This window comes from Microbacterium awajiense, assembly GCF_039536545.1.
Taxonomy (GTDB): domain Bacteria; phylum Actinomycetota; class Actinomycetes; order Actinomycetales; family Microbacteriaceae; genus Microbacterium; species Microbacterium awajiense.
This window is the reverse complement of the sequence record NZ_BAAAYU010000005.1, coordinates 1,074,835-1,098,515: the sequence shown is the minus strand read 5'-3', so window position 1 is coordinate 1,098,515 and position 23,681 is coordinate 1,074,835. Positions and strand designations below refer to the sequence as shown.

Below are 23,681 nucleotides of genomic sequence, written 5' to 3'. Positions count from 1 at the left end.
CGAGGTGGGATCCGCGGAAAGCGGATACGATCCCCACCATGCCGACCGCTGGCGCCGACGACGCCCCTCCGGGCGACACCGCCCTCGCGATCGCTCTTCGAGAGCTCGAAGAGCTGATCGTCGGACAGGCGGAAGCGGGCGATCAGCTTCCGGCCGAGGCAGCGCTCGCCGAGTCGATCGGGGTGAGTCGACTCACCATCCGCGAGGCACTCAAGGTCCTCGCCGGCCAGGGGCTGATCGAACTCAGTCGAGGGCGACGTCCTACCGTTCGACAGCCCGACAGCACGGTGATGTCGCGGTTCCTGAGCGTCGCCATCCGTCGCGACTCGCGGTCGGTGCTCGAACTGCTCAGCATCCGCCGTTCGCTCGAGGTGCTCTCCGCCTCCGAGGCCGCAAAGCACGCCGGCCGCGCCGCGCTTGCCGCGATGGACGCCGCGCTGGACCAGATGCAGCGCGCGGCGGACGCGCTCGATGGCACCGACGAGTCCGTCGCGCGGTACAACACCGCGGACGTCGCTTTTCACGAGGCGCTTGCGATGGCCAGCGGCAACCGCATGCTCTCGCTTCTGCTCGAGAGCCTTGCGTCCTCGCTGCACCACAGCTTCACCCAGAGCTTCGCCGGATTCATGGCCGCGGGCGGCGACATCGACGACGCGGTGCGCGAGCACCGCCGGATCTTCGAGCTCGTCGCCAAGGGCGATGCGCTCGGCGCCGAGCGAGCCATGAAGCGCCACCTGGAGCGCACGGCCCGCGACCTGCAATCGCACCTCAGCCGCACAGCACCGCCCGCCTGACCGGACCGCCGTACAGCTCGGACGACCAGCCGCGCTTCGTCCGCAAGAAACCGGTTCACTGAGAGAGAGTCCCCGTGCCCACCACAGCAGACCTCCCACCATCCGTCCTCGACACGACAGCGCCCGGCTACGGACGGATCTCGCGCGCACGCGCTCGCGTGCAGACCGATGCCGCCGCGGTCGACCTGGCGGGGACGTGGTGGTTCCGCCTGTCGCCTCGCGCCGACGCACCCCTCGACTTCATCGATCCCGAGGCTGCACCGCCGGCGGCGGGCGAGATCGCGGTGCCGTCCCATTGGGTGCTCCCCTCGGGCGGCGACCGCGGCAACCCCATCTACACCAACATCCAGCTGCCCATTCCGCTGGATCCTCCCCACGTTCCGGACGAGAACCCGACCGGAGACTACCGACGTGACTTCGTCCTTTCAGAGTGGGACGGCGCGCGCACGCTGCTGCGGTTCGACGGCGTAGAGTCCGCGTTCCGCGTGTGGCTCAACGGGCAGGAGGTCGGAGGGAGCATCGGCAGCCGCCTCGTGCGCGAGTTCGACGTCACCGAGATGCTGCACGACGGTCGCAATGTGCTGGCCGTTCGCGTGCACCAGTGGTCGCCGGGCACGTACCTCGAAGACCAGGACCAGTGGTGGCTGCCCGGCATCTTCCGCGATGTGACCCTGCTGGCACGCCCGGTCGGAAGCGTCGACGATGTCTGGCTGCAGTCCGATTTCGACGACGACAGTGGTCACGGTCGGGTCACCGTGAGACTGGACGCCGAGGACGATGCCTTCCCGGTCACCGTGCGCATTCCCGAACTCGACGTCGAGTCGGTCTTCAGCGACCGCGCTGCACTCGAGGCGGCACCGTCGTTCGACGTCGGGCAGGTCGATCCGTGGTCTGCGGAGTCACCGCGCCTGTACGAGGCGATCGTGGCCTCGGCGGGCGAGACGATGCTCCTGCGCACCGGCTTCCGAACGGTCCGCATCGATGGAGATCGGATGCTCGTCAACGGGCGCCCCCTCACCTTCCGCGGGGTCAACCGCCACGAATTCCACCATCGTCTCGGTCGTGTCTTCGACGAGGAGGCAGTGCGTGCAGATCTGCTGACGATGAAGCGACACAATGTGAACGCGATCCGGACCAGTCACTACCCGCCGCATCCGCGCACCCTGGACCTGTGTGACGAGCTCGGCCTGTGGGTCATCCTGGAGTGCGACCTCGAGACCCACGCCTTCTTCTTCGTCGACTGGGTCGGCAACCCGAGCGACGACCCGGCGTGGCGCGCGGCCTACCTCGATCGCATGGAGCGGACTGTCGAACGCGACAAGAACCACCCGTCGATCATCCTCTGGTCGCTCGGCAACGAATCCGGTACGGGACAGAACCTCGCCGCGATGTCGAGCTGGACGGCACGGCGCGATCCGAGCCGTCCCGTGCACTATGAGGGCGACTACACGGGCGCCTACACCGATGTCTACTCACGCATGTACCCGACCCCGCACGAACTCGAGACCATCGCAGCCGAAGAGGGGGACATCTTCGGCTGCGCCCCGGCAGAGGCCGCGCGCGTGCGCACGCGACCGATGCTCATGTGCGAGTACGGTGCAGCGCTGGGCACCGGACCGGGCGGCCTCGACTGGTACGACGAGGTCGTCGACGCCCACTCGCGCCTGCACGGCGGGTTCATCTGGGAGTGGCGCGATCATGGACTCGAGGTCGAGCCCATCGACGGCGGCCGACACTTCGCCTACGGCGGAGACTTCGGCGAAGAGGTGCATGACGGCAACTTCGTCATCGACGGTCTGGTGCTGTCCGACGGCACGCCCACGGCCGGGCTGGTGGAGTTCGCCGCGATCTCGGCGCCCGTTCGATTCGCCTTCGCCGGTGAGACCATCGAGGTTCGCAACAGGGCCCACTCGCTGTCGACGGCACCCTACGTGTTCACGGTGTCGGCCGAGTCGGCGGAGGGCACTCTGGCCGCCGAAGAGGTCACGATCGATGTCCCGCCGGGGGAGACATCCGCGTTCGCCATCCCCGCCCGTATCGCCGAGGCTGCCTCCGGAGCCGACGATGCATGGCTGTCCATGACCGCGGCGCTGCGATCCGACACCGCGTGGGCATGTGCGGGGCACGTCGTCTCGCGGGCCCAGCGCTCCGTGCCGACGCGTCCGCCCCTTCCCTCTCCCAACTCATTCCCGACAGTCGTCCGAACCGGCGATGATCTGTCCTTCACCGCGGCCACGTTCGACGCGTCGACCGGCGGCCTCGTCGAGCTGCTGGGCTTTCCCGTCGAAGGGCCCCGCGTGGAACTGTGGCGTGCGCCGACCGACAACGATCGCGGCAAGGGAGCGGGTTCGTTCGAGCTCGGCGCCCCCGAGTCCACCCTTCGCGGCCTGGGACGGATTCCCGGCGAGCCGTCCGAGAAGCGCTGGCGCGATCGCGGCCTGAATCGGCTGCGCCATCGCGTGACGTCGGTGAGCCGTTCGACCGACGCCGTGCGGATCGAGTCGGTGGTGGGAGCCGCCGACAAGGCGCGCCAGCTGCGGGTCGCCTACGAGTGGCTCGACCTCGAGGCCCCGTCACCGCTGCTCGTCGTCGACATCCTGCCCGACGCCGGCTGGGACTCGAGCTGGCCGCGCGTCGGAGTGCATCTCACCCTTCCGGCCGCTCTCGACAATGTCTCGTGGGTAGGGGCCGGCCCGCACGAGTCGTACCCCGACATGGCCGAAGGGGCTTGGATCGGTGTACATGAGCGCCACATCGATGTCCTCAACACGATGCATGCGCGACCCCAGGAATCGGGACACCGCAGCAACCTGCGGCGAGTCGACATCACCGACGATGCGGGTCACGGGCTGCGGGTGCGAACGGGCCCCCGCCGCACAGCGGACCTGCCCGGATTCGTGTACTCACGCTGGTCGGCGCACGAGCTGGATGTCGCGACCCACCCGTTCGAGCTTCCATCCTCGACGCGGAACCACCTGTACCTCGACGACGCCGTGCACGGTCTCGGATCCCGTGCGTGCGGGCCGGACGTCGAGCCCCGCCACGCCCTCTGGCCCGGCGCACGCACCTTCTCCTTCCGCTTCGAGCGTCTCGGGTGACGTTCGGCGCCCGTGCTCATCCGAACCACGAAACCGGGCGGCGCGATCATCGCGCCGCCCGGTTCGGGTTGTCACCACATCACTCGTTGACGCTGAACCCCTGGTCGTTGCCGTACGCGACGTTCTCGTCCTGCCAGGCGATCAGCCCGTCGTTGATGTCGCCACCTTCGAGGAAGACCTGCCCGACCGTATCGGCGTAGATCGAGTTCGCGTAGGCCTGCCACGGCAGGTACTGCCACCCGGCCGGGACGCTCTCAGCGGCAGCCGCGAGCACCTCGTTGACCTTCTGCCCGCCGAAGTACTCGGACTCCACCTCGAGGAATCCGGGGTCTTCGAGCTGTGCACGCGTGGTCGGGAATCCGCCGGAGTCCATGACGATGCCGACGGACGTCTCGCTGGTGTTGAGCCACCGCAGGAACGCCGCGGCGAGCGCCTTGTTCTCGCTGGACTCGAGAACCGCCTGCCCGCTTCCGCCCTGCTCCGCGCTGACGGGTTCACCACCGTCGTACGTCGGCATCGGTGCGACGCGCCAGTCGCCCGCCCCGTCGGGAGCCGCCCCCGCGAGAAGGCCGGCGAACCACCCGCCCGCCACCACGGTGGCGATCGTGCCGTCACCGAGTGACTTGCCCCACTCTTCGGTGCCGCCGGGGATCATCGCCAGCGAGTCGCTCTGCAGCAGCTCGGTCCACATGTCGGCCCACCTGACGGAGCCCTCATCCTGGAGGTCGATGCTGACGTTCTCGCCATCGGCCGAGAAGGGCCGCCCACCGGCCTGCCAGATCATTCCGAGACCCAGTCCGGAGTAGCCACCGTCGTCGTTCGTGATGAACGAACCACTCGCCTTGAGCACCTCGGCCGCGGCGACATAGTCGTCCCACGTCGCGGGAACCTCCAGCCCCTGCTCCTCGAAGACGCGGGCGTTGTAGAACATCGCCATCGGACCCGAGTCCTGCGGAAGACCCCGCAGAACCCCGTTCTCGGAGACCTGGCTCCACGTGGACGGGGTGAACTGGTCCTCGAGTGCGTCCATCCCCAGCGAAGACAGATCGGCGAGGGCGCCAGGCAGCGTGAACTGCGGGAACGACTGATACTCGAGCTGAACGGCATCAGGCGCGCCGTTGCCGGCCTGGATCGCATTCTGCAGCTTGACGTTGTGATCGCTGGCTGACGTCGTGTTCACGAAGTCGACTGTCACATTGGGGTACTCCGCCTCGAAGGCGTCGATCTGGTCCTGTGTCCACGGTGCCCAGCCCCAATAGGTGATCGACCCGCCTTCTTCGAGAGCGGCATCGAGCTGGGAGATGTCCCCCGGGGAACCGGCATCCACGGTGTCGCCGTCTCCGTTGGAGCTGCAGGCCGCGAGCCCACCCACTGCCAGCGCTGCCGCCGCCATCGTGCTCAGCGCTCGCGTTGCTCTCCGCATGCGTCCTCGCATCGTCTTGTGTCCTTTCGTCGGGAGGGAATGCTGTGGTGCGGACAGGCAGTGATCCCTCTTCACTGCTTGACCCCGCCCGCGCCAAGGTCCGATTGCCAATAGCGCTGGAGGAACAGGAACGCCGCGATGATGGGCGCGATGGTCAGTAGCGACCCCGTGATGACGAGGTTGAAGATCGGGTCTGCCCCCGAGCCCACACCCTGCGCGTTCCACTGCTGCAGGCCGATGGTCAAGGGGAACAGCGCGGGGTCGCTGAGCATGATGAGCGGCAGGAAGTAGTTGTTCCACGTGGCGACGACCGCGAACAGCGCCACGGTGACGATGCCGGGCACCAGCATCCGCACTGAGATCGTGAGGAACGTGCGCAATTCACCGGCGCCGTCGACGCGTGCCGCTTCGAGGATCTCGGTGGGAATCGAGTCGGCCGCGTACACCCAGATGAGGTAGAGCCCGAACGGTGAGATGAGCGACGGGATGATGACCGCCCAGATGGTGTTCGTGAGCCCCATCTCGCTGAACATCAGGAAGGTGGGAACGGCCAGGGCCGTGCCGGGCACGGCGATCGCCCCCAGGATGACGGCGAAGATCGCCCTCTTGCCCGGGAACGCGAACTTGGCCAGACCGTATCCACCCAGGGTGGCCAGGATCGTCGCGCCGCCGGCGCCGACCACCACGTACAGCACGGTGTTCGCGAACCACTGCACGAAGATGCCGTCGTTGTAGGTCAGCGTGGCCACGATGTTGTCGAAGAACGCGAACGGCCCCGAGAACCACAGTCCGAACGATGTGATCAGCTCCTCCTGCGTCTTCGTCGAGCTGATCAGCAGCCATACGAGCGGCAAGAGCGAATAGACGATCATCAGACCCATGGCCAGCGTCAGGATGAACGACGATCGCGATCGCGGTGCGCCACCGCGTCGCCGCGATGCGCGGTCGGCGGCCCGGGTGACGATCGCCCGGGTCGATTGCGTATTCACCGACACCGTCATGACCGCAGCGCCTCCTTCGCGCCCCGCAATTGCACGGCGTAGGCGATCACCGCCGTGATCACGCCCATGATGATCGCGACGGTCGCGGCGTAGTTGAACTGCTGGCCTACGAAGCTGAGGTTGTAGGCATACATGTTCGGTGTGAAGAAGGTCGAGATGAGCGTGGGTACGAGCGTCTGCAGGATGTTCGGCTCGTTGAACAACTGGAAGCTGCCGATGATCGAGAAGATCGTCGCGATCACCAGTGCGCCCCGCAGCGCGGGCAGCTTGATGCTCCACGCCACACGAACGGCCCCCGCGCCATCGATGGCGGCGGCCTCATAGAGCTCGGTCGGGATGGTCCGCAGGGCGGAGTAGAAGATGATCATGTTGTAGCCGACGAACTCCCACGTGAGGATGTTGCCGATCGCCACCAGAATCCACTCCTGCGACAACGGGTCGAGCAGTTGGGCGCCGATCATCGCGTTGACGTTGCCGGTCAGGCCGTACCGCTCGCTGTAGATGAACCCCCACATCAACACCGCAACCACCCCGGGTACCGCGTAGGGCAGGAAGATCCCGATGCGGAAGAACCGCGATCCGGCCAGCCGTCCGCTGTCGATCGCGAGCGCGGCCAGGACCGCGACGGCAAGCATGATCGGAACCTGGATCAGCAGCACCAGGAAGACGCGGACCAGGCCGCTCCAGAACTTCTCGTCGCCCAGTGCACGCGCGTAGTTCTCGAGTCCGACGAAGGCGGTTCCTCCGATGAGCTGCGTCTTGAACAAGCTCAGATACACCGAGTAGAGCAGCGGAGCGATGAACACCAGCGTGAAGACGATCAGGAAGGGCGCGAGGAATCCGAGACCTGCCCGAGCCTGTGACCGACGGATCCTGTTGCGCACGACATGACCCGTGTGCGCAGGGGCGTGTGTCGTCATCGTGCACCCTTCCTGTTCATCGTTAAACCGGTTTCACGAAACCTATCAGATATCTTTTGCGAGCACAGTTCGCGGGACCTGAGAGCACTCGCGGTCCGCGCGGGACTCACCGCCTGTCGGCGGCTCGTCGTGTGGTGACCCTGTAGACGAGCGTGTGACGCCCGGGCTGGATCTCGTATCGCGCGTCGACGTCGGGTCCGCAGGCTCCGTTTCCGAGGCCACGGTGCGCGGCATCGAGACTGAGGATCAGGCAGGGATTCTCACGCAGATCGGCGGCATGGGTGGCGTCGTAGAGATCTTCGGCGGTATGGCGGATGGCGGAGAACGAGAACGGCTGGTCGAGTGCCTCCACGCGGATCCGATCCCCGGTGTCGGGGTCGTGCAGCTCGGCCCATCGCGTGTCGGTGCGGAGCCCGTACTCCTGGGGAATGAGGTAGGGCAGCTGATCGATCCCCGATTCCCAGATCCCCACCATGGCGCCTCGGTTCCGATCGGGGTAGTTCTCCCCCGGCCCGCGCCCGAACCAGCGCATCCGGGTGAACCGAGGATCGATCACATACCGGACTCCGACCCGAGGTAGGCCCTCGAGGGACGCAGGTACGTCGAACACGTGGCGCTCGATGTCGCCCACTGTCTCGCGCTGATAGCCGATGAGCTGTGAGGGCTCGCTGGTGGGGATGCCCTGACTCAGCCACCGATGCAGGCGCTGCGATCCCTTGGACTCCCGCGCTGCTCGCTCCAGCATCAACTTGAATCCGTCGTTGTCGACCGCTGCACGCCAGAGCTGGGGGTCAGGGCCGGCCACCACACCGGAAGCGGTAGACGTGACCGGCGCCGAGCCGACCGTCGCTGGATCGTCCGCGAGTGAGAGGTCGGCGACGTGCTGGTCCCACGCGACCACATGGCCCGCGGGCGCGAACCAGGAGTCTTCGCGCGTCTCCCAGCTCACCGTGAACACCCCCAGTCGATCCACCGGGACGTTGACCGGCAACGGAACCTCCCGGCTCTGCCCAGGCGGCACTTCCCCGACGTCCAGGTCACCCGACGTGACCGTGTCGCGCGCCGTCATCGTCCACCGTGCACGGAGATCGCCGAGCCCGGCGAACGAGCGACGGTTCTCCACCACCACACGGTCACCCTCGACCCGGGTCGCGACATCGCGATACACCCACGCGACCTCGGCCAGACCGGGGTGGGGTTCCAGGTCCGCTGACACCAGGCCGTCCGCGATGAAGTTCCCATCGTGCGGGGACTCCCCGAACATGCCGCCGTAGTGCAGCCGGTCATCGCCGGCCTCCGGATGGCGCACCCCGTGATCCTTCCACTCCCAGATGAAGCCGCCCTGCAACCCTGGCCAGGCATGGATCACATCCCAGTAGTCCGCGAGCGAACCGTTCGCATTGCCCATCGCGTGGCTGTACTCGCACATGATGAACGGCCGGTCCGCCCGCCCCTCCGCGACGGCGCGCCCGTAGTCCGCGACCTCGGGGACCGTGGGGTACATCGGGCACACGACATGCGTTGCGTGCCGGCCGCCGTCGATCCATCCCTGCGTGCGGATTGCGTCCTCGTAGTGCAGCGGCCGCGACGGGTCCGCACGGCGAACCCACCCTGCAGCCGCGTCATGGTTCGCCCCGTAGCCCGACTCGTTTCCAAGGCTCCACATGATCACGCTCGGATGATTGCGATCGCGCTGGACCATCCGCGCAACGCGCTCGACCCAGGCTTCCCGGTACTCCGGCATGTCGCAGACATGCCAGTTGTGGGCATGCGACTCGATGTTCGCTTCATCCACCACGTAGAAGCCGAGCTCGTCGCACAGATCGAGGAACTCCGGGCGATTCGGGTAGTGCGACGTCCGCACCGCGGTGATGTTGTGACGGCGCATCTGCATCAGATCCGCGCGCATGTCCGCCACCGACACCGCCGCGCCCCGCTCCGGGTGATGGTCATGCCGGTTCACTCCGTGGATCCACACGCGTCGCCCGTTCACCAGCAGATCGGGGCCGACGACCTCCACCCGACGGAAGCCCACCCGCTGCGACGTCGAGTCCACGACGACGCCTTCGGGGTTCAGCAGTTCGATCCGGCACCTGTACAGCACCGGCGACTCCGCACTCCACGGTTCCACGCCGAGATCACCCGAGTCGATCTCCGCCGCGAACCCCGTGAACCGGTAGGTGTCGGTGTGCCCGACATCCACCGACGACATCGCGTCCGCGACGGAGACGCCTGCGCCATCGGTCAGAGACGCGCGCACGGACCACCCCTCGTCCAGTGCCTCCAATGACACCTCAGCACGCACGCTCAGCGAACCGCGCTCGGCCGACGGATCCCAATCCGCGCCCAGCCGCACATCCGTCAAGGATGACGGCGGCCGCACCATCAATCCCACCGGGCGATGCAGCCCCGCCATCCACCATCCGTCCTGGTCCTCGACGTGGCTGTGCGCGCTGAACCGCACGACGACGATCGCCAGATCGTTCTCACCGTCGCGGATGGCGTGCGACACGTCATAGACGCTCTCCAGGCGGGCGTCGGTGCCGTAGCCGATGAACTCGCCGTTGACATAGACGATGTGAACACTGTCCGCGCCGCCCACGGACAGGAGCACCCGATCCCCCGGTGCACGCCTCGGCGCCGAGAACGCTCGGCGGTACACTCCGGTCGCGTTCCGTTCGGGCAATGTCGGCGGTGGCCCCTCGAACGGCATCTCCACATTCGTGTAGTGCGGGGTGTCCCCGACGCCTTCCTGCAACGACCAGTTCCCCGGCACCTCGACGGTCATCCATTCATCGCCTGCGGCGGATCCGACGACCGCGTCATCCGAGATCTCATCCGGACGCTCGAAGAGACGGAAACGCCACGCCCCGTCGAGCCGGGTGTCGGTCGGATCGAGCCCTCGGGTTGTCATCGGCAACCGGCCGATCGCTGTCTGGGTGGCGTCTGCCCAAGGGCGGAACGCGCCGACGACAGGAAGCATGCTTCTCCTTCAGAGTGATGTCGCAAGGACCGCCGCGCTCGTCAAGGCGGAGGCGGTGGCGGTGAGTGTGTGCGGGCTGCCGGCCCGGCGGGCTATGCGGCGTCGAGCGCTGTGAGTCCGTGGAAGTCGAGCTCCACCCCGTGGCCGGGTCGGTCGGACGCCGTCGCGAAACCGTCGACGATGCGCATCGGCTCGGTGATGTAGTCGTCGAGACCGAACCCGTGCGCCTCCATGTACGTGCGGTGCGGGGCGGCAGCCAGCGAATGAATGGTCAGGTCGTGGACGCCATGCGAGGTGAGTCGCAGATTGTGCGCCTCGGCGAGAGCCGCCACCTTACGGAACCCGCTGTAGCCCCCGATGTTGCTCACGTCGGGTTCGGGGAGGGTGAGAGCCCCCCGATCGATCGCCTGGGCGAAGTCGTAGATCGTGTGAAGGTTCTCGCCGGCTGCGATGGCATGCTGACCGTGCGCCACGATGCGCGCGTTCCCTGCCAGATCATCGGGGATCGTGGGCTCCTCGATCCATGTGAGATCGAACGGCAGGAACGCCCTCGCGGCACGGAGAGCCTCATCGACGCTCCACTTCATGTTCGCGTCGACCATCAGAGGGAACCCATCGCCGAGATGCTCGCGCATCGCCGCGACCCGTGCGACGTCCTCACGGAGATCGGCACGGCCCACCTTCATCTTGATCGCACGGAAGCCCTGGGCAAGGAATCCATCGGCCTGGTCGAGCAGACGGTTCGTCGGGAATTCGAGGTCGATGCCGCCCGCGTACACCGGGACTCTCGGGTCGTAGCCGCCGAAGAGCTTCCACAGCGGCATGCCGGCCTTCATGCCGAGGAGATCCCACAGTGCGATGTCGACTGCCGAGATCGCGGATGTCTGGTGCCCGCCGCGTCCCGCGTAGTGCAGGCACCACCACATGTCCTGCCAGCGCTGCTCGATGCGATCCGCGTCGGCGCCGAGCAGGCACGTGGACAGATCCCGCTCGATCATCATCGCCACGGCCGCACCGCCGTGGTTGACCGTATACGTGTAGCCGACTCCGGATGCGCCGTCACTGTCATCGATACGGACGGTGACGAGCTCGAAGTCCATCATCACGCCGTGCGTGCTGTCGGTGAGGTGGTTGGCGAGAGGAACTCGGTAGAGGTCGGTGCGGACGCGTTCGATCGTGGCCATCAGTGCGATCCTCCGGTGACGTCCGCGAGCTTCGCCAGGAACGCCGCCTCGCCCATCTCGGGACTGACCTTCAGCTCGTACTTCAGCTTCTGGCTCTCGTCGGCGCGGAAGGCCTTCAGGTAGCCCCACTCGCCCCTGACGTCGTGACACAGTCCCCACCGCAGGCCGTCCAGCGGGGTCCGTGTGGGCTCGGCCCGGCGCAGGGGACCGGCGGCGATCGGCGGGTTGGGCACGTAGGCCTGGATCTCGAAGTTCTCTCCGTCGGCGGCGTACTGCAGTGTGTTCCGCTCGGGACCGTCCGTGGTGAGCATCGCGGCGACCCCTCGATCGTGCAGCCACAGGCACGTCTCGTGTCCGCTGTTGGTGATCGGATTGAGCGGCGAGCGCGTGTAGGGCCCGTCGATGTCGTCGGCGATCGCGACTCCCCATCTGGTGGAGCGCCCCCCCGAGGTGAAGCGCTCACCCATCTGCTCCCCCTTGTAGTAGAGGTAGAAGCGCCCGTTCAGGGGCAGGAGCAGCGGGTCATGCACCTTGTGACTGTCGAAGTCTCCCTGGGAGTGGACCGCGAGCCGGTCGTCGTCCTCTCCTGCCCACTCGCCATTGGCGGCCGGGGTGAGCAGGGGGGCGTGGACCTTTGTCCACGGACCTGCCGGATCGTCTGCCCACGCCATGGCGATCGACTCGAAGCTGCGCAGCCGATAGGGAGACTGGACCACTTGGTAGACGAGATAGTAGCGACCGTCATGCAGCAGGATCTCCGGCGTGAAGACACTGCGATCGTCGAAGGAGCCGGGTTCGCCGACGCCCACAGACCGCTCCTGTTCGACCCAGTGGTTCCCGTCGACGCTGGTGGCGTGCCACACCTCGGACCAGTCCCACGGGAAGACCTTCGCCATCGGATCGGCGCTGCCGAAGCCCACAGCATCACCCGTCGACTTGGTGTACCAGACGTGGTAGGTCCCGTCGATCAGGAGAACGCTGGAGGGATCGCGCCTGTGAACCCCCGGCTCGGGAATCAGGCCTGAGATGTCCTCCTCGACGAAATCGCAGAACCACGTCGGATCGGGTGAGTACGCGGCTGCGCGTCGGGTGGCGGCGCTGAGCGCGATGTCGGACATGTGTGTCGTGCCTTTCCGTGCTACTTGATCGCCCCACCGATGCCCCCGATGGAGAAGTATCGGTTGAGGGTCGCGAAGATGATGACCGGCGGGAGCAGCATGACGACGCTCATCGCCATGACCGGGCCCCAGTCGGTGGAGTTCTGCTGGAAGAAGTACTGCAGTCCGATCGGCAAGGTGAAGTTGGACTCGCTGCGCAAGAAGACGACGGCGACGAGATAGTCGTTCCATGCCACGAGAAAGCTGAAGATCGCCGCGGACAGGATGCCCGGGTACGAGTTGCGCAGCACGATGCGGACGAAGGCGCCGAAGACACTCGCCCCGTCGACCCAGGCCGCTTCTTCGAGTTCGTACGGGATGCTGTCGTAGTAGGAGGCCATCATCCAGCACGTGACCGCCATGCTGCCGGCGATGAAGATGATCGCCACCCCCGACAAGGTGTCGGCCAGGCCGATGGCCGCGAAGACCACGAACAGGGGGATGACGATCACGATCACCGGCAGCCCCTGCACAACGAACAGGGTCAGCGAGTATCCGCGCGCGAACCTGTTCCTCAACCGGGACAGCGGGTAGCCGGCAAGCGCACCGATCACGACGCCGAACACCGTGGTCCCGAGAGTGACCAGCAGGCTGTTGGTCAAGTAGGTCAGCACGGGTGTCTGCGTGAAGATCTCGACGAAGTTGTCGACTGTCCAGACGGGGTCACCCGAGAGTGTCTGAGGTCCCTGGAAAGACAAGATGACGATGTTGAAGATCGGTGCCAGAAGGATGAGGGTCACGACGGACATCACCGCGAAGGTGATCCAGCCGCGCACCCGTCGGCGCCGCTCGTGTCGGGAGACAGGCTCGCCTCGCCGAGATGAGCCGCCGGGATTGCTGACGATCGCTTGGGTTGCACTCATGGTCGCGTCCTCAGATCAATTCGCCATGGCAGCGCGGTTGATGCGCCGGAAGAAGAACACGGACACGGCGACGATCACGATCGTGATCAGGAAGGCGACGGCTACGCCGTAGCCCGTGCGGAAGTCTTGGAACACGAGCCGGTACGCGAACACGACGAGTGTGTTCGTTGCGCCGACCGGACCGCCGCCGGTGAGCAGGTAGATGGTCGGGAAGTCGTTCACCGTGAAGATCGCGGCCAACACCCAGCTGATGTAGATCGGCCTTGCGATGATCGGGAGGATCACGTGCCGCAACTTCTGCCACCACGTGGCACCGTCGATGAGCGCCGCCTCCTCCACGCTGTGATCGACGGATTGAAGCGCGGCGTTCATCATCAGCATCATGAACGGAAAACTGCCCCAGATCTTGAAGACGATGACGGTGACCATGGCCCACGTCGGATCTGCGAGGAACTGCACGTCGCCGAACCCCAAGGTGCGAAACAAGGTCGGTATCGGGCTGCTCGGCGTCGCGAGCAGGAAGTTCCAGCTCGTCGTGGCGACCACGACCGGCACGACCCACGGCAGCAGGAGGAGCACTCGGAACATCGAACGACCGGGAAAGTCGCTGCGCAGCACGAGCGCGAACGTCATTCCGATCACCCAGCTGATCCCGACGGATGCCACGGTGAAGATCAGCGTGAACCACGCCGCGTTCCAGAACGCAGGATCCTGGAGCGCGGTCGCGTAGTTCTCGAGCCCGACGAAGTCCCCAGCGCCCGTGATGCCGCCGTCGTGCAGCGACTGGCCGATGGCGAACACGAGAGGGTAGGCGTTGATCGCGACGAGAAGGATGATCGACGGCGCCAGCAGCCCTGCCATCGTGGCGTTGCGTCCCGGCGCGAGCGATCGGCGCGCCCCCGACGCCCCCCGCCCGCGCGGAGCGGTCGTCCGCCGTTCCGGTCGTTCGGTGACCAGCCGTTCGGTCGTTGTCATCTCTGCCTGCCTGTCGCGTCCGGTGTTCGCCATCGGCGCTGACTACATGACCTTCTCGATCTCGTTCTGCAGCGTCTGCATGATCTCTTCAGCGGACTTCTGGGCCTGGATGACCTCCTGTGCCCAGGTCGTGATGGCCTGGCCACCGTCGATCGCGTTGATCTCGGGGAACGCCTGGTCCGCATTCGAGAACAGCGGGCGACCCACAGGCAGCCACTCCTCGATCGCCTTCATGAGGTTCGCGTTCTCCTGCACCTCGGGCAGGTCGACGGTGCTCTGCAGCACCGGGATCTTGTTGAGGACGCCGAGCTTCCAGTACTCCTCCATCGCGCCCAGGTAGTAGACGACGAAGTCCTCCACCGCCTCCATGTCCCAGTCGCCCCGACCGGTGTACATCATCAGGTCGCTCGTGTACGCCTGGGTGCCGTAGGTGCCGTTGGGGCTCGCGAGGGGGCTGCCGATGAGCGTGTCCGCCGCCAGCTCGGGATCCTCGAGCGACTGATCGAGGTCGGGCGGGAGGATGGACATCGCCGCCTTGCCGGCGATGAACTGCTCGTTCACGTTCGCCGTCGAGTAGCTCACGCTGCCCGGGTCGAAGATGCCGTCGATGCTGAGCATCCGCATGAATTCGACGGCCTCGAGGTTGCGGTCGGTCATGGTGTCGGGCTCTCCGGCCGAGTTGAACAGCCCACCCTCGTTGTTGAAGACGACCGACAACATCGTCTGGTATGCGTTTCCGCCGCCGCCGCCCGACGCGATCATGCCGTACACGCCGTTCTTCTTCAGGGCCAGACCGGCCTTGTGCAGCTCATCCCACGTGGTGGGCACGTCGACGCCGGCCGCCTCGAGCAGCGACTTGCGGTACCAGAACATGCGGGCGTCCACATTCCACGGCAGCGCCGTGTATACGCCGTCATACGCGAACTGGTCGATCGTGCCGGGGAGGAATTCGCCCAGCTTTCCGGCAGTCTCGAGCTTCTTCAGCACGCCGTCGGCGGGGTGGATGGCGTCCTGCACGTAGTACTGCAGCGACTGGAAGGCGCCGCCGGTGCTGACGGCGGGGCCGGTGCCGGCGGCGACCGCCGAGCTGAATGTCTGCAGCCAGTTGTTCCACGGGATCGACTGGTAGGTGGCCCCAGGGTTGCCGCTGGCAGGCGTGAAGCTGCTCGTGATCGACTTGCCGGCGTCGATGTAGGCCTGGCCAGGCGAGCCCCACGGCATGTCCCAGAACGGAAGCGCGTTGGAGCCTCCTCCGCCCGCAGCACCGCCTCCCCCGCCCGGCGAGCAGGCCGCGAGCATCGCGATGCTCGCCGCGCCCAAGCCCCCGACGAGGAACCCTCGCCGTGAGATCCCGCGAGAATCGAAAGCTGATTTCGTCATTGCAATCCCTTTCGGTGCGTCATTGCCAGAACACAGATGGTGGTGCTTCTCCGGCCGATCAGAGAACCGGTTTTCCAGAGTGTAGACACGAAGTCTGGCTGAGCGCAAGCCTCGGGTCGGAACGGACGCGGATGCCGTGCCCGTAACCCGGGCCGTGGTCAGCGGACGCTCGCCCGCGGGGCCGCAACCGACTCCCGCTCGACGATCCTGCAATCGTCCGGCACTCGTACACCCGTCGGCGTCTGGGTCGCCAATTGCTCGACCAGGGCATCGACCGCCGCGACGCCAAGGGCGTCGAGCGGCATCGCGACAGTCGTCAGCGGCGGGTCCAGGTAGTCGGCGACGGCGAGATCGTCGTAGCCGATGACCGACAGGTCTTCGGGAACGCGAAGGCCGTGCTGCCGGGCAGCCTTGAGCGCGCCGACGGCCTGACCGAAGGTCGACGCGTATATCGCCGTCAGTTGGGGGTGGGCCTGGAGCAGCGCCGTGGCGGCATCGAACCCGCCGCGCTCCGTGAAGTCGCCGTGCTCGATCCGTGAGGCGTCGAGCCCCTTCTCCGTCATCCGGTCGACGAACCCGGCCAGACGTGATCGCGCCGGATGCAGGTCGACCGGACCTGCGGTGATGCCGATGTCGGCGTGTCCGCGACCTGCGAGGTAGTCGACGGCGAGCGCGCTCGCGCCGTACATGTCGAGGCCGATATTGCGCCCGGACCCCTCGACTTCTCGGTTGACGTAGACGTGTGCGATCGATCCGGGGTCGTCCATGAGACGCTCGACCAGGGGGCTACCCGGCCTCGCGGAGGCCACGAGCAACCCGTCCACGCGACCGGACACGACGAGGTCGGCGTAGTCGTCGGGGCCTGCCGGCGACTCGGGCGTGTCCTCGGCGATCAAGAGGAAGTACCCTCGTTCTCGCGCACGCCGGAACGCGCCCCGCATGATGGCGGCGTACACCGAGTTCGTCAGGTCCGGAATCAGCAGCGCGAACGCCCCCGTACGCGAAACCGACAGCGCTCGCGCGCCCGCGTGCGGCCGGTAGCCGAGCTCTTCCGCGACGGCCTTGACGCGATCTCGGGTCTCCGGACGGATCCGCAGAGTCTCGTCGTCGTTCATGATCCGGGAAACGATCGACTTGGTGACACCACTGCGCTCGGCTACGTCGATCAGTCGCGCCCGCCCGCGGACGACCGGGGAACCGGTCTCCTCAGCCGACGCGCCTGGGGTGGTGCTCGTTCTCATTGCTGGTCCTAGCTCGGTCGAAACGGCCCGGTCCACGCGGGGCCGGACTCCCCATAGCATAGGGAGGTTGTCATCAGGACCGCGCTCAGGTAAGGTGGAAAACCGGTTCTCTTCAGGATCGGATCGTTGAGACATCGGGGTCGCACCGCACCGGCGACGCCGAGGAAGGAAGTCGCGTGGACCACCGTTCGATCTTCACCCCGGGAAGCCTGCTCGGTATCGAGCCGGCCCATGTCATCGGTGGTGTGCGCCGTACCGACGGAAGCGGAGATCCGCTGCCCGTCATCAACCCCGCGACCGGCACGCACGTCGCCGACGTTCCGACGGCGTCCGCAGAGCTCGTCGACGAGGCGGTGACGCTCGCCGTCGCCGTTCAACGCGACTGGGGACGTCGCAGCCACACCGACCGCGCGAAGGTGCTGCGTCGCATCCACACTCTGCTCGGCGAACACGCCGAGGAGATCGGACGCATCGTCTCGGTCGAACAGGGCAAGCCCTTCCGGGACGCCGTGGGCGAGATCGGCGGCGCGCAGAACTTCTTCGAGTTCGCGATCAGCCAGCAGTACCGAGACATCGGTGAGGTGGTGGCGACCGAGCCCGACGAGCAGCTCACCGTTCGGGAGGTGCCGATCGGCGTGATCGGCGCCATCCTGCCGTGGAACTTCCCGGCCGCCATCTTCGCGCGCAAGGTCGCGCCGGCGCTCATGGCCGGCAATGCGATCGTCGTCAAACCCAGCGAGTTCACACCGCTCTCGGCGATGGCGCTCGCCGAACTCTGTCGGCGCGCAGGACTTCCCGACGGACTGCTGAGTGTCGTGTGCGGACCCGGCCGAGAGACCGGCGCTGCGCTGGTCGGTCACCGCGATGTCGGCATGATCACGATGACCGGCTCCACTCGCGGCGGACGCGAGATCATGTCGCAGGCGGCCGAGAAGCTCATTCCCGTCTCGCTCGAGCTGGGGGGCAAGGCTCCGTTCATCGTGTTCCCCGATGCGAACATCGAGCAGGCCGCGAAGGATGCCGTCGAGGCCCGTCTGTGGAACGCCGGACAGGTGTGCACATGCAACGAGATCACGTATGTGCATGAGGACGTCCGCGACGAGTTCCTCGCGCGCGTCACGGCTCACCTCGCTGCGATCACACCGCGCGATCCTTTCGATCCCGATTCGACCCTCGGTCCGCTCGTCGCCGCGCGCGAGTGGGCGAAGGTGAAGTCCATGGTGGACACGGCCGTCGCGCAGGGCGCCACGCTCGCGATGGGCGGCGACCGCCCCCCAGGCGACGAGTTCGCGGCAGGCAATTGGTTCGCGCCGACGCTTCTGACCGACGTTGCATCCGACATGGACATCACCCGCGCCGAGGTCTTCGGTCCCGTGCTCTCGGTCACCACGTTCTCGACATACGACGAGGTGATCGAGCGCGCGAACTCGACACCGTTCGGCCTCGCCGCGTACCTCTACAGCGGCAGCCTCCATACCGTCATGCGCGCGCTCGATGACCTCGAGTTCGGCGAGACCTACGTCAACAAGGCCGGCCCGGAGCGCCCGCAGGGCTTCCACACGGGGTGGAAAGCCTCAGGCATCGGCGGTGACGACGGCCCGCACGGGTACGAGCGCTATGTCCGACGCAAGACGGCGTACGTCGGCTACGGCCCGACATACGGCGGCTGACCCCTCCTCCAGACGAAAGGAACTCGCGATGCGCGCAGCGGCCTACGCCGGCAACGGCACGATGAGCATCGTCGACTCCCCCGAGTCGGCGCCCGACACCGACGAGGTCCAGATCGACGTCGCCTACGTCGGCCTATGCGGTACCGATCTCCACATCCTCCACGGGCACATGGATGCCCGGGTCACGATGCCGGCGATCATCGGCCACGAGATGAGCGGGACGATCGCGGCAGTCGGCGCCGGTGTCGACGGCTGGCGGGTCGGCGATGCGGTCACGGTGATGCCGCTCGCGTGGGACGGCTCGTGCCCCGCGTGCCTCGAGGGCAATGAGCACATCTGCCAGAACCTCGATTTCATCGGCATCGACTCGCCGGGCGCGCTGCAGGGTCGATGGAACGTCCCCGCATCGACGCTCGTCCGGCTCCCGGACAGTCTCGACCTGCGCGTGGCCGCCCTCGCCGAACCCGTCGCGGTTGCGGTGCACGACGTGCGTCGCGGCGAGGTTCGGCCAGGTGACAGAGTCGTGGTGCTCGGTGGGGGGCCGATCGGGCTGCTCATCGCCTCGGTCGCGCGCACCGAGGGTGCCGACGTGCGCATCGTCGAACTGGACGCAGGCAGGTCCGAGGTCGCCCGCGGCCTCGGCTTCGCCGTGATCGATCCTCGCGAACAGGACCAGCGAGCCGTCGTCGAGCAGTGGACGGGCGGCGCCGGCGCGGATGTCGTCTTCGAAGTGTCGGGCGCGGCTGCGGCCGCGCTCGGAGCGACGTCGCTCGCGAAGGTACGGGGCACGATCGTGATCGTCGCCATCCATCCGGACCCCCGGCCGCTGGATCTGCAGCGCGTGTTCTGGCGCGAGCTGCGCATCCTGGGCGCGCGCGTCTACCAGCGACAGGATTTCGAGCGTGCCGTCGACCTGCTCGAGCAAGGGGCGATCCCCCACGAGACGATCATCACCGGCGTCGAGCCGCTCACGGCCACGCAGGTCGCGTTCGAGAAGCTGCAGTCCGGCGGCGCGATGAAGATCCTCGTCGACGTGCAGGCAGGAGACCGGAAATGACATCTCACAGCCACCTGTCCGCGTTCGATCTCACCGGTCAGCGTGCCGTGGTGACCGGCGCCGCACGCGGAATCGGTCTCGCGATCGCCCAGGGTCTCGCCGAGGCAGGAGCCGACATCGTCGGCGTCTCGGCGACGCTTCCGTCCGGCGACAGTCCCGCCCGCCGGGCGGTCGAGGCGACCGGCCGCACCTTCAGCGGACACGCAGTCGACTTCTCGGACCGTGGGGCTGTCCTCGCCTTCGCCGACGAGGTCCTCGAGGCCGGCCCCGTCGACATCCTGGTGAACAACGCCGGCACGATCCGACGCGCGCCGGCGGCCGAGCATCCGCTCGAGGACTGGGACCACGTCCTCGAGGTGAATCTGTCGAGCCAGTTCGCCCTCACGCAGGCCATCGGCCGGCACATGCTCGACCGAGGCCGCGGCAAAGTGATCTTCACGGCGAGCCTGCTCAGCTTTCAGGGCGGCATCACCGTTCCGGGCTATGCCGCGTCGAAGTCGGCGATCGCCGGCCTCACCCGCGCACTCGCGAACGAATGGACGGCGAAGGGCGTCACCGTCAACGCTGTCGCCCCCGGATACATCGCCACCGACAACACCCGAGCGCTGCAGGACGACCCCGAGCGCTCGCGCAGCATCCTCGAGCGAATCCCCGCTGGACGCTGGGGCAGCCCGAACGATCTGAAGGGTGCCGCCGTGTTCCTCGCGTCGTCCGCAGCCGACTACATCTCGGGAACGATCCTCGCTGTCGACGGAGGTTGGCTCGGACGATGACCGATGACATCGGGCACCTGGTGCACGCTCCGGCCATCGTTCCGGTTGTGACATTCGACGACGCGGCGGGCGCGCCCGCCCTCGCGACAGCGCTCGTGGCGGGCGGAATCACGTCGATCGAGGTCACGCTCCGCACGGTCGCGGGACTCGATGCGATCGCCGCGCTACGCGACCGGACGGACATCGTCGTCGGCGCCGGCACCGTCCGTTCGGCCGACGACGTTCATGCCGCGGTGGCAGCCGGCGCCCGATTCGTCGTCTGCCCGGGCCTCGCCGACGAGATCGTGAGTGCGGCCGCTGACCTTGCGGTGCCTGTGCTCCCGGGCATCGCAACCGGCAGCGAGCTGCTGGAGGCCTGGTCGCTGGGACTCCACCACGTGAAGCTGTTCCCCGCCGAGACGCTCGGTGGGCTCGACGCTGTCCGCGCCCTCGCCGCGCCGTTCCCCGAGATGTCGTTCATGCCGAGCGGTGGGGTGAGCGCCCGGAACGCCCGCGAGTACCTGAGCCACCCCGCCGTGTTCGCGATCAGCGGCAGCTGGATGGTCCCATCCGATGCGATGCGCGCCCGCGACTGGGCACTCGTCGAGCAGCTCTCACGGAAGGCCGTGCAGCAGGTGGCCACAGATGAGCAGTGAGGTCGATGTCGTCACGCTGGGCGAGACGATGGCCCTGCTCCATTCGCTGCAGCCGGGCCGCCTCGACCTCGCATCTCTGCTCGGCGTCAGCGTCGGCGGCGCCGAGTCCAACACCGCCATCGGCCTATCGCGTCTGGGCGTCGCGACCAGATGGATCGGCCGGGTCGGGGCCGATGCGTTCGGCGAACGGGTGCTGCGCACGCTCCGGGCCGAATCGGTCGATGTCGTGGGAGTCGTCGATCCGGGTGCATCCACCGGATTGATGGTCAAGGAACGCCGATCGTCGACGCAGACCTCGGTCACGTACTACCGCAGCGGCAGCGCCGGGAGCCGGCTCACCCCGACGGACCTGCCTGCGGGCGTCATCGAGAGCGCCCGCGTGCTGCACGTGACGGGGATCACACCGGCGCTCTCGCCGAGCGCACGGGACACCGTGGACCACGCGCTTCGGCGAGCACGGGATGCCGGCGTGAAGGTGGCTCTCGATGTCAACCATCGCTCTCGGCTCTGGGATGCATCGACGGCCCGCCCCGTCTATCGGGAGCTCGTCGAGGCGAGCGACATCGTCTTCGCCGGTGTCGATGAAGCCGCGCTCCTGTTGGACACCGACGAGTCGGACCCGCACGCGCTCGCCGAGATGCTGACCCGGCTCGGCCCGTCCGAGGCGATCATCAAGAGCGGCTCCGAGGGCGCGGATGCCGTCTGCGACGGGCGCAGGCTGCATGTCGACGCGCTCGCTGTCGACGTGGTCGACACGGTCGGCGCAGGCGATGCGTTCGTGGCCGGCTACCTCGCCGAGAGGCTCGCCGGAGCGGAGACCGAGATCTGCCTGCGCACGGCCGCCGCCGCCGGCGCGTTCGCGTGCACCAGTCCCGGCGACTGGGAGTCGCTCCCGACCCGGAGCGACCTCCTGTCCCTCACCGCCCTCGACCCCGTCTCTCGCTGACCACGACGCTCGTCAGGCATCAGCCGGCTCGATGATCGACCGGTAGATCTCGATCAGCTCGTGAAGCTGCGCCGGGTGCGTCTTCGCCAGATCATGTGCTTCTGCGTCGTCGGCACTGAGGTCGTAGAGCTGATAGTCGCCCGCGTGCCCGGTCTCGATCCCCGTCGTCGCCATGCGCCGCGGCCCCTCCGAGGGCGGGATCATGGCCCAGCGACCGTGACGCAGCGCGGTGTTCGACATGGCCTCGACGACCAGTGACGATCGGCCCTCGGGCTCCCGCCCCAGAAGTGCGCGGCTCAGGTCTTCGCCGTCGGGAGCTGCGATCGCCGACCCCACGATGCGCGCGAGCGACGGCAGCAGGTCCATCTGGCAGATGAGCGCATCGCTGGTCTGCGGAGTGATCTGCCGCGGCCATGACACGATGAACGGCACCCGCGTGCCGGCGTCGAAGAGGCTGTACTTCCCGCCGCGGAGTGGTCCCGCCGGTCGATGGTCGCCGGCCAGCTCCACCGCGTCGTCCTGGTAGCCATCGTCGAGGACCGGCCCGTTGTCGCTCGTGAAGACGATCAGGGTGTCGTCGCGGATCCCCAGCTCGTCGAGCGCGTCGACGATGCGTCCCACGCACCAGTCCGCCTCGGCGATCGCATCGCCGCGCGGGCCCATGTCGGTCGCTCCGACGAATCGCGGGTGAGGGGTCCGCGGAACGTGGGGCTGATGCAGGGGGAGGTACAGGAAGAACGGCTGTTCGCTGTCGCGGCGGATGAACTCGGTCGCGACCTCGACGAAGCGGTCGGCGATCTCCTCGTCCACCCATCGCGCCGCCTTGCCGCCGCGCATGAATCCGATGCGCGGGATGCCGTTGACGATGGAGTTGTCGTGCCCGTGCGAGAACGGCATCCGCACCAGCTCCGGATTGTCGATCCCGGTCGGCTCGCCGTCGAAATTCCGCTCGTAGTCGACCTCGATCGGATCGCCGGGGTCCAGCCCCACGACGTCGCCGTCGCGGATGAAGACCGTCGGCACGCGATCCTGCGTGGCCGCCATGATGTAGCTCTCGTGGAACCCGACGTCGTTGGGCCCGGGTGAGACGTGCGCGTTCCAGTCGATCGACTCACCCTCGCGGCCCAGCCCCAGGTGCCACTTGCCGACGATCCCTGTCCGATAGCCGGCCTCGGAGAGCATCCTCGGCAGTGTCATGTCGTCCGTGCCGATGATCAGCGAGGCGTCGCCCGCGAGGATCTCGGCGCCCTCGATCCGCCACGGGTAGCGCCCCGTCATGAGCGCATAGCGGCTGGGCGTGCACGTCGCCGACGTGGCATAGCCGTTGGTGAAGCGGATCCCGTCCGCTGCGAGCGCATCCATGTGCGGCGTCGCGACCCTCGTCGCTCCGTAGGCGCCCACGTCACCGTACCCGAGGTCATCCATGTAGATGACGATGATGTGAGGTCTGTCCACTCCGAGCTCCTCCGACGCAGCGAGCGCTTCCGAAGCCCGCGCAGTCACCGGAAGCATAGCAAACCGGTTTTTCAACTGCCTGGTTCTTACTCAGCCGGGGGCTGACGGAAGCAGCAGCACAAACTA

18 protein-coding genes are annotated in these 23,681 nt (G+C 67.2%); 7 read left to right on the top strand and 11 right to left on the bottom strand.

The window, feature by feature from the left end:
* Window positions 1-38: 38 nt before the first annotated feature.
* Both ABD663_RS11880 and ABD663_RS11875 read left to right on the top strand, forming a co-directional pair.
* Complete coding sequence (locus ABD663_RS11880) at window positions 39-794, top strand: FadR/GntR family transcriptional regulator (protein WP_344738784.1); 756 nt, start codon at window positions 39-41, stop codon at window positions 792-794.
* A gap of 74 nt (window positions 795-868) precedes the next feature.
* Window positions 869-3,892 carry a glycoside hydrolase family 2 TIM barrel-domain containing protein gene (locus tag ABD663_RS11875; protein ID WP_344738782.1) on the top strand — a complete coding sequence of 1,008 codons (3,024 nt, stop codon included), beginning with the start codon at window positions 869-871 and terminating at the stop codon, window positions 3,890-3,892.
* Between the two features lie 79 nt (window positions 3,893-3,971).
* On the opposite strand, the gene ABD663_RS11870 is transcribed toward ABD663_RS11875, so the two are convergent.
* From ABD663_RS11870 to ABD663_RS11825, 10 genes are all read right to left on the bottom strand, one after another.
* Entirely contained in the window at window positions 3,972-5,315 is a 1,344-nt protein-coding gene (locus tag ABD663_RS11870) for an ABC transporter substrate-binding protein (RefSeq protein ID WP_344738780.1), read from the bottom strand.
* Window positions 5,316-5,386: 71 nt separating this feature from the next.
* Entirely contained in the window at window positions 5,387-6,316 is a 930-nt protein-coding gene (locus tag ABD663_RS11865; protein ID WP_425561778.1) for a carbohydrate ABC transporter permease, read from the bottom strand.
* Window positions 6,313-7,236, bottom strand: coding sequence for a carbohydrate ABC transporter permease (locus tag ABD663_RS11860; protein ID WP_344738778.1), 924 nt, complete (start codon window positions 7,234-7,236; stop codon window positions 6,313-6,315). The genes ABD663_RS11865 and ABD663_RS11860 overlap by 4 nt, the downstream gene beginning before the upstream one ends.
* Window positions 7,237-7,342: 106 nt before the next feature.
* On the bottom strand, window positions 7,343-10,150 hold the full coding sequence (locus tag ABD663_RS11855; RefSeq protein ID WP_344738776.1) for a glycoside hydrolase family 2 TIM barrel-domain containing protein: 2,808 nt from the start codon (window positions 10,148-10,150) through the stop codon (window positions 7,343-7,345).
* A 161-nt stretch (window positions 10,151-10,311) separates the two neighbouring features.
* Window positions 10,312-11,403: a mandelate racemase/muconate lactonizing enzyme family protein gene (locus ABD663_RS11850; RefSeq protein ID WP_344738774.1), complete on the bottom strand. Its 1,092-nt coding sequence runs from the start codon at window positions 11,401-11,403 to the stop codon at window positions 10,312-10,314.
* The gene (locus ABD663_RS11845; RefSeq protein WP_344738772.1) at window positions 11,403-12,521 is read right to left on the bottom strand and encodes a glycoside hydrolase family 117 protein; all 1,119 of its coding nucleotides are present in this window, start codon (window positions 12,519-12,521) and stop codon (window positions 11,403-11,405) included. Before ABD663_RS11845 ends, ABD663_RS11850 begins: the two co-directional genes overlap by 1 nt.
* Window positions 12,522-12,541: 20 nt before the next feature.
* Window positions 12,542-13,423 (bottom strand): carbohydrate ABC transporter permease, encoded by an 882-nt coding sequence (locus ABD663_RS11840; protein ID WP_344738770.1) that lies wholly within the window; start codon window positions 13,421-13,423, stop codon window positions 12,542-12,544.
* 15 nt (window positions 13,424-13,438) lie between these two features.
* Complete coding sequence (locus tag ABD663_RS11835; protein WP_344738768.1) at window positions 13,439-14,398, bottom strand: carbohydrate ABC transporter permease; 960 nt, start codon at window positions 14,396-14,398, stop codon at window positions 13,439-13,441.
* A 42-nt stretch (window positions 14,399-14,440) separates the two neighbouring features.
* Window positions 14,441-15,778: an ABC transporter substrate-binding protein gene (locus tag ABD663_RS11830; protein WP_344738766.1), complete on the bottom strand. Its 1,338-nt coding sequence runs from the start codon at window positions 15,776-15,778 to the stop codon at window positions 14,441-14,443.
* Between the two features lie 158 nt (window positions 15,779-15,936).
* Window positions 15,937-17,019: a LacI family DNA-binding transcriptional regulator gene (locus ABD663_RS11825; protein ID WP_344738764.1), complete on the bottom strand. Its 1,083-nt coding sequence runs from the start codon at window positions 17,017-17,019 to the stop codon at window positions 15,937-15,939.
* Between the two features lie 176 nt (window positions 17,020-17,195).
* Here ABD663_RS11825 and ABD663_RS11820 point away from each other — a divergent pair, with 176 nt between their 5' ends.
* The 5 genes from ABD663_RS11820 to ABD663_RS11800 are packed head-to-tail and all read left to right on the top strand — an operon-like array spanning window position 17,196 to window position 22,100.
* The gene (locus ABD663_RS11820; RefSeq protein ID WP_344738762.1) at window positions 17,196-18,689 is read left to right on the top strand and encodes an aldehyde dehydrogenase family protein; all 1,494 of its coding nucleotides are present in this window, start codon (window positions 17,196-17,198) and stop codon (window positions 18,687-18,689) included.
* 28 nt (window positions 18,690-18,717) lie between these two features.
* Window positions 18,718-19,746 carry a zinc-dependent alcohol dehydrogenase gene (locus ABD663_RS11815; RefSeq protein WP_344738760.1) on the top strand — a complete coding sequence of 343 codons (1,029 nt, stop codon included), beginning with the start codon at window positions 18,718-18,720 and terminating at the stop codon, window positions 19,744-19,746.
* The gene (locus tag ABD663_RS11810) at window positions 19,743-20,519 is read left to right on the top strand and encodes an SDR family oxidoreductase (protein WP_344738758.1); all 777 of its coding nucleotides are present in this window, start codon (window positions 19,743-19,745) and stop codon (window positions 20,517-20,519) included. Before ABD663_RS11815 ends, ABD663_RS11810 begins: the two co-directional genes overlap by 4 nt.
* A complete protein-coding gene (eda, locus tag ABD663_RS11805) occupies window positions 20,516-21,154 on the top strand; it encodes a bifunctional 4-hydroxy-2-oxoglutarate aldolase/2-dehydro-3-deoxy-phosphogluconate aldolase (RefSeq protein ID WP_344738756.1) in 639 nt (212 codons plus the stop codon). The genes ABD663_RS11810 and eda overlap by 4 nt, the downstream gene beginning before the upstream one ends.
* Window positions 21,144-22,100, top strand: coding sequence for a sugar kinase (locus ABD663_RS11800; protein ID WP_344738754.1), 957 nt, complete (start codon window positions 21,144-21,146; stop codon window positions 22,098-22,100). The genes eda and ABD663_RS11800 overlap by 11 nt, the downstream gene beginning before the upstream one ends.
* Window positions 22,101-22,112: 12 nt before the next feature.
* Here ABD663_RS11800 and ABD663_RS11795 read toward each other — a convergent pair whose 3' ends face one another.
* Complete coding sequence (locus ABD663_RS11795; RefSeq protein ID WP_344738752.1) at window positions 22,113-23,555, bottom strand: sulfatase family protein; 1,443 nt, start codon at window positions 23,553-23,555, stop codon at window positions 22,113-22,115.
* Window positions 23,556-23,681: the final 126 nt, after the last annotated feature.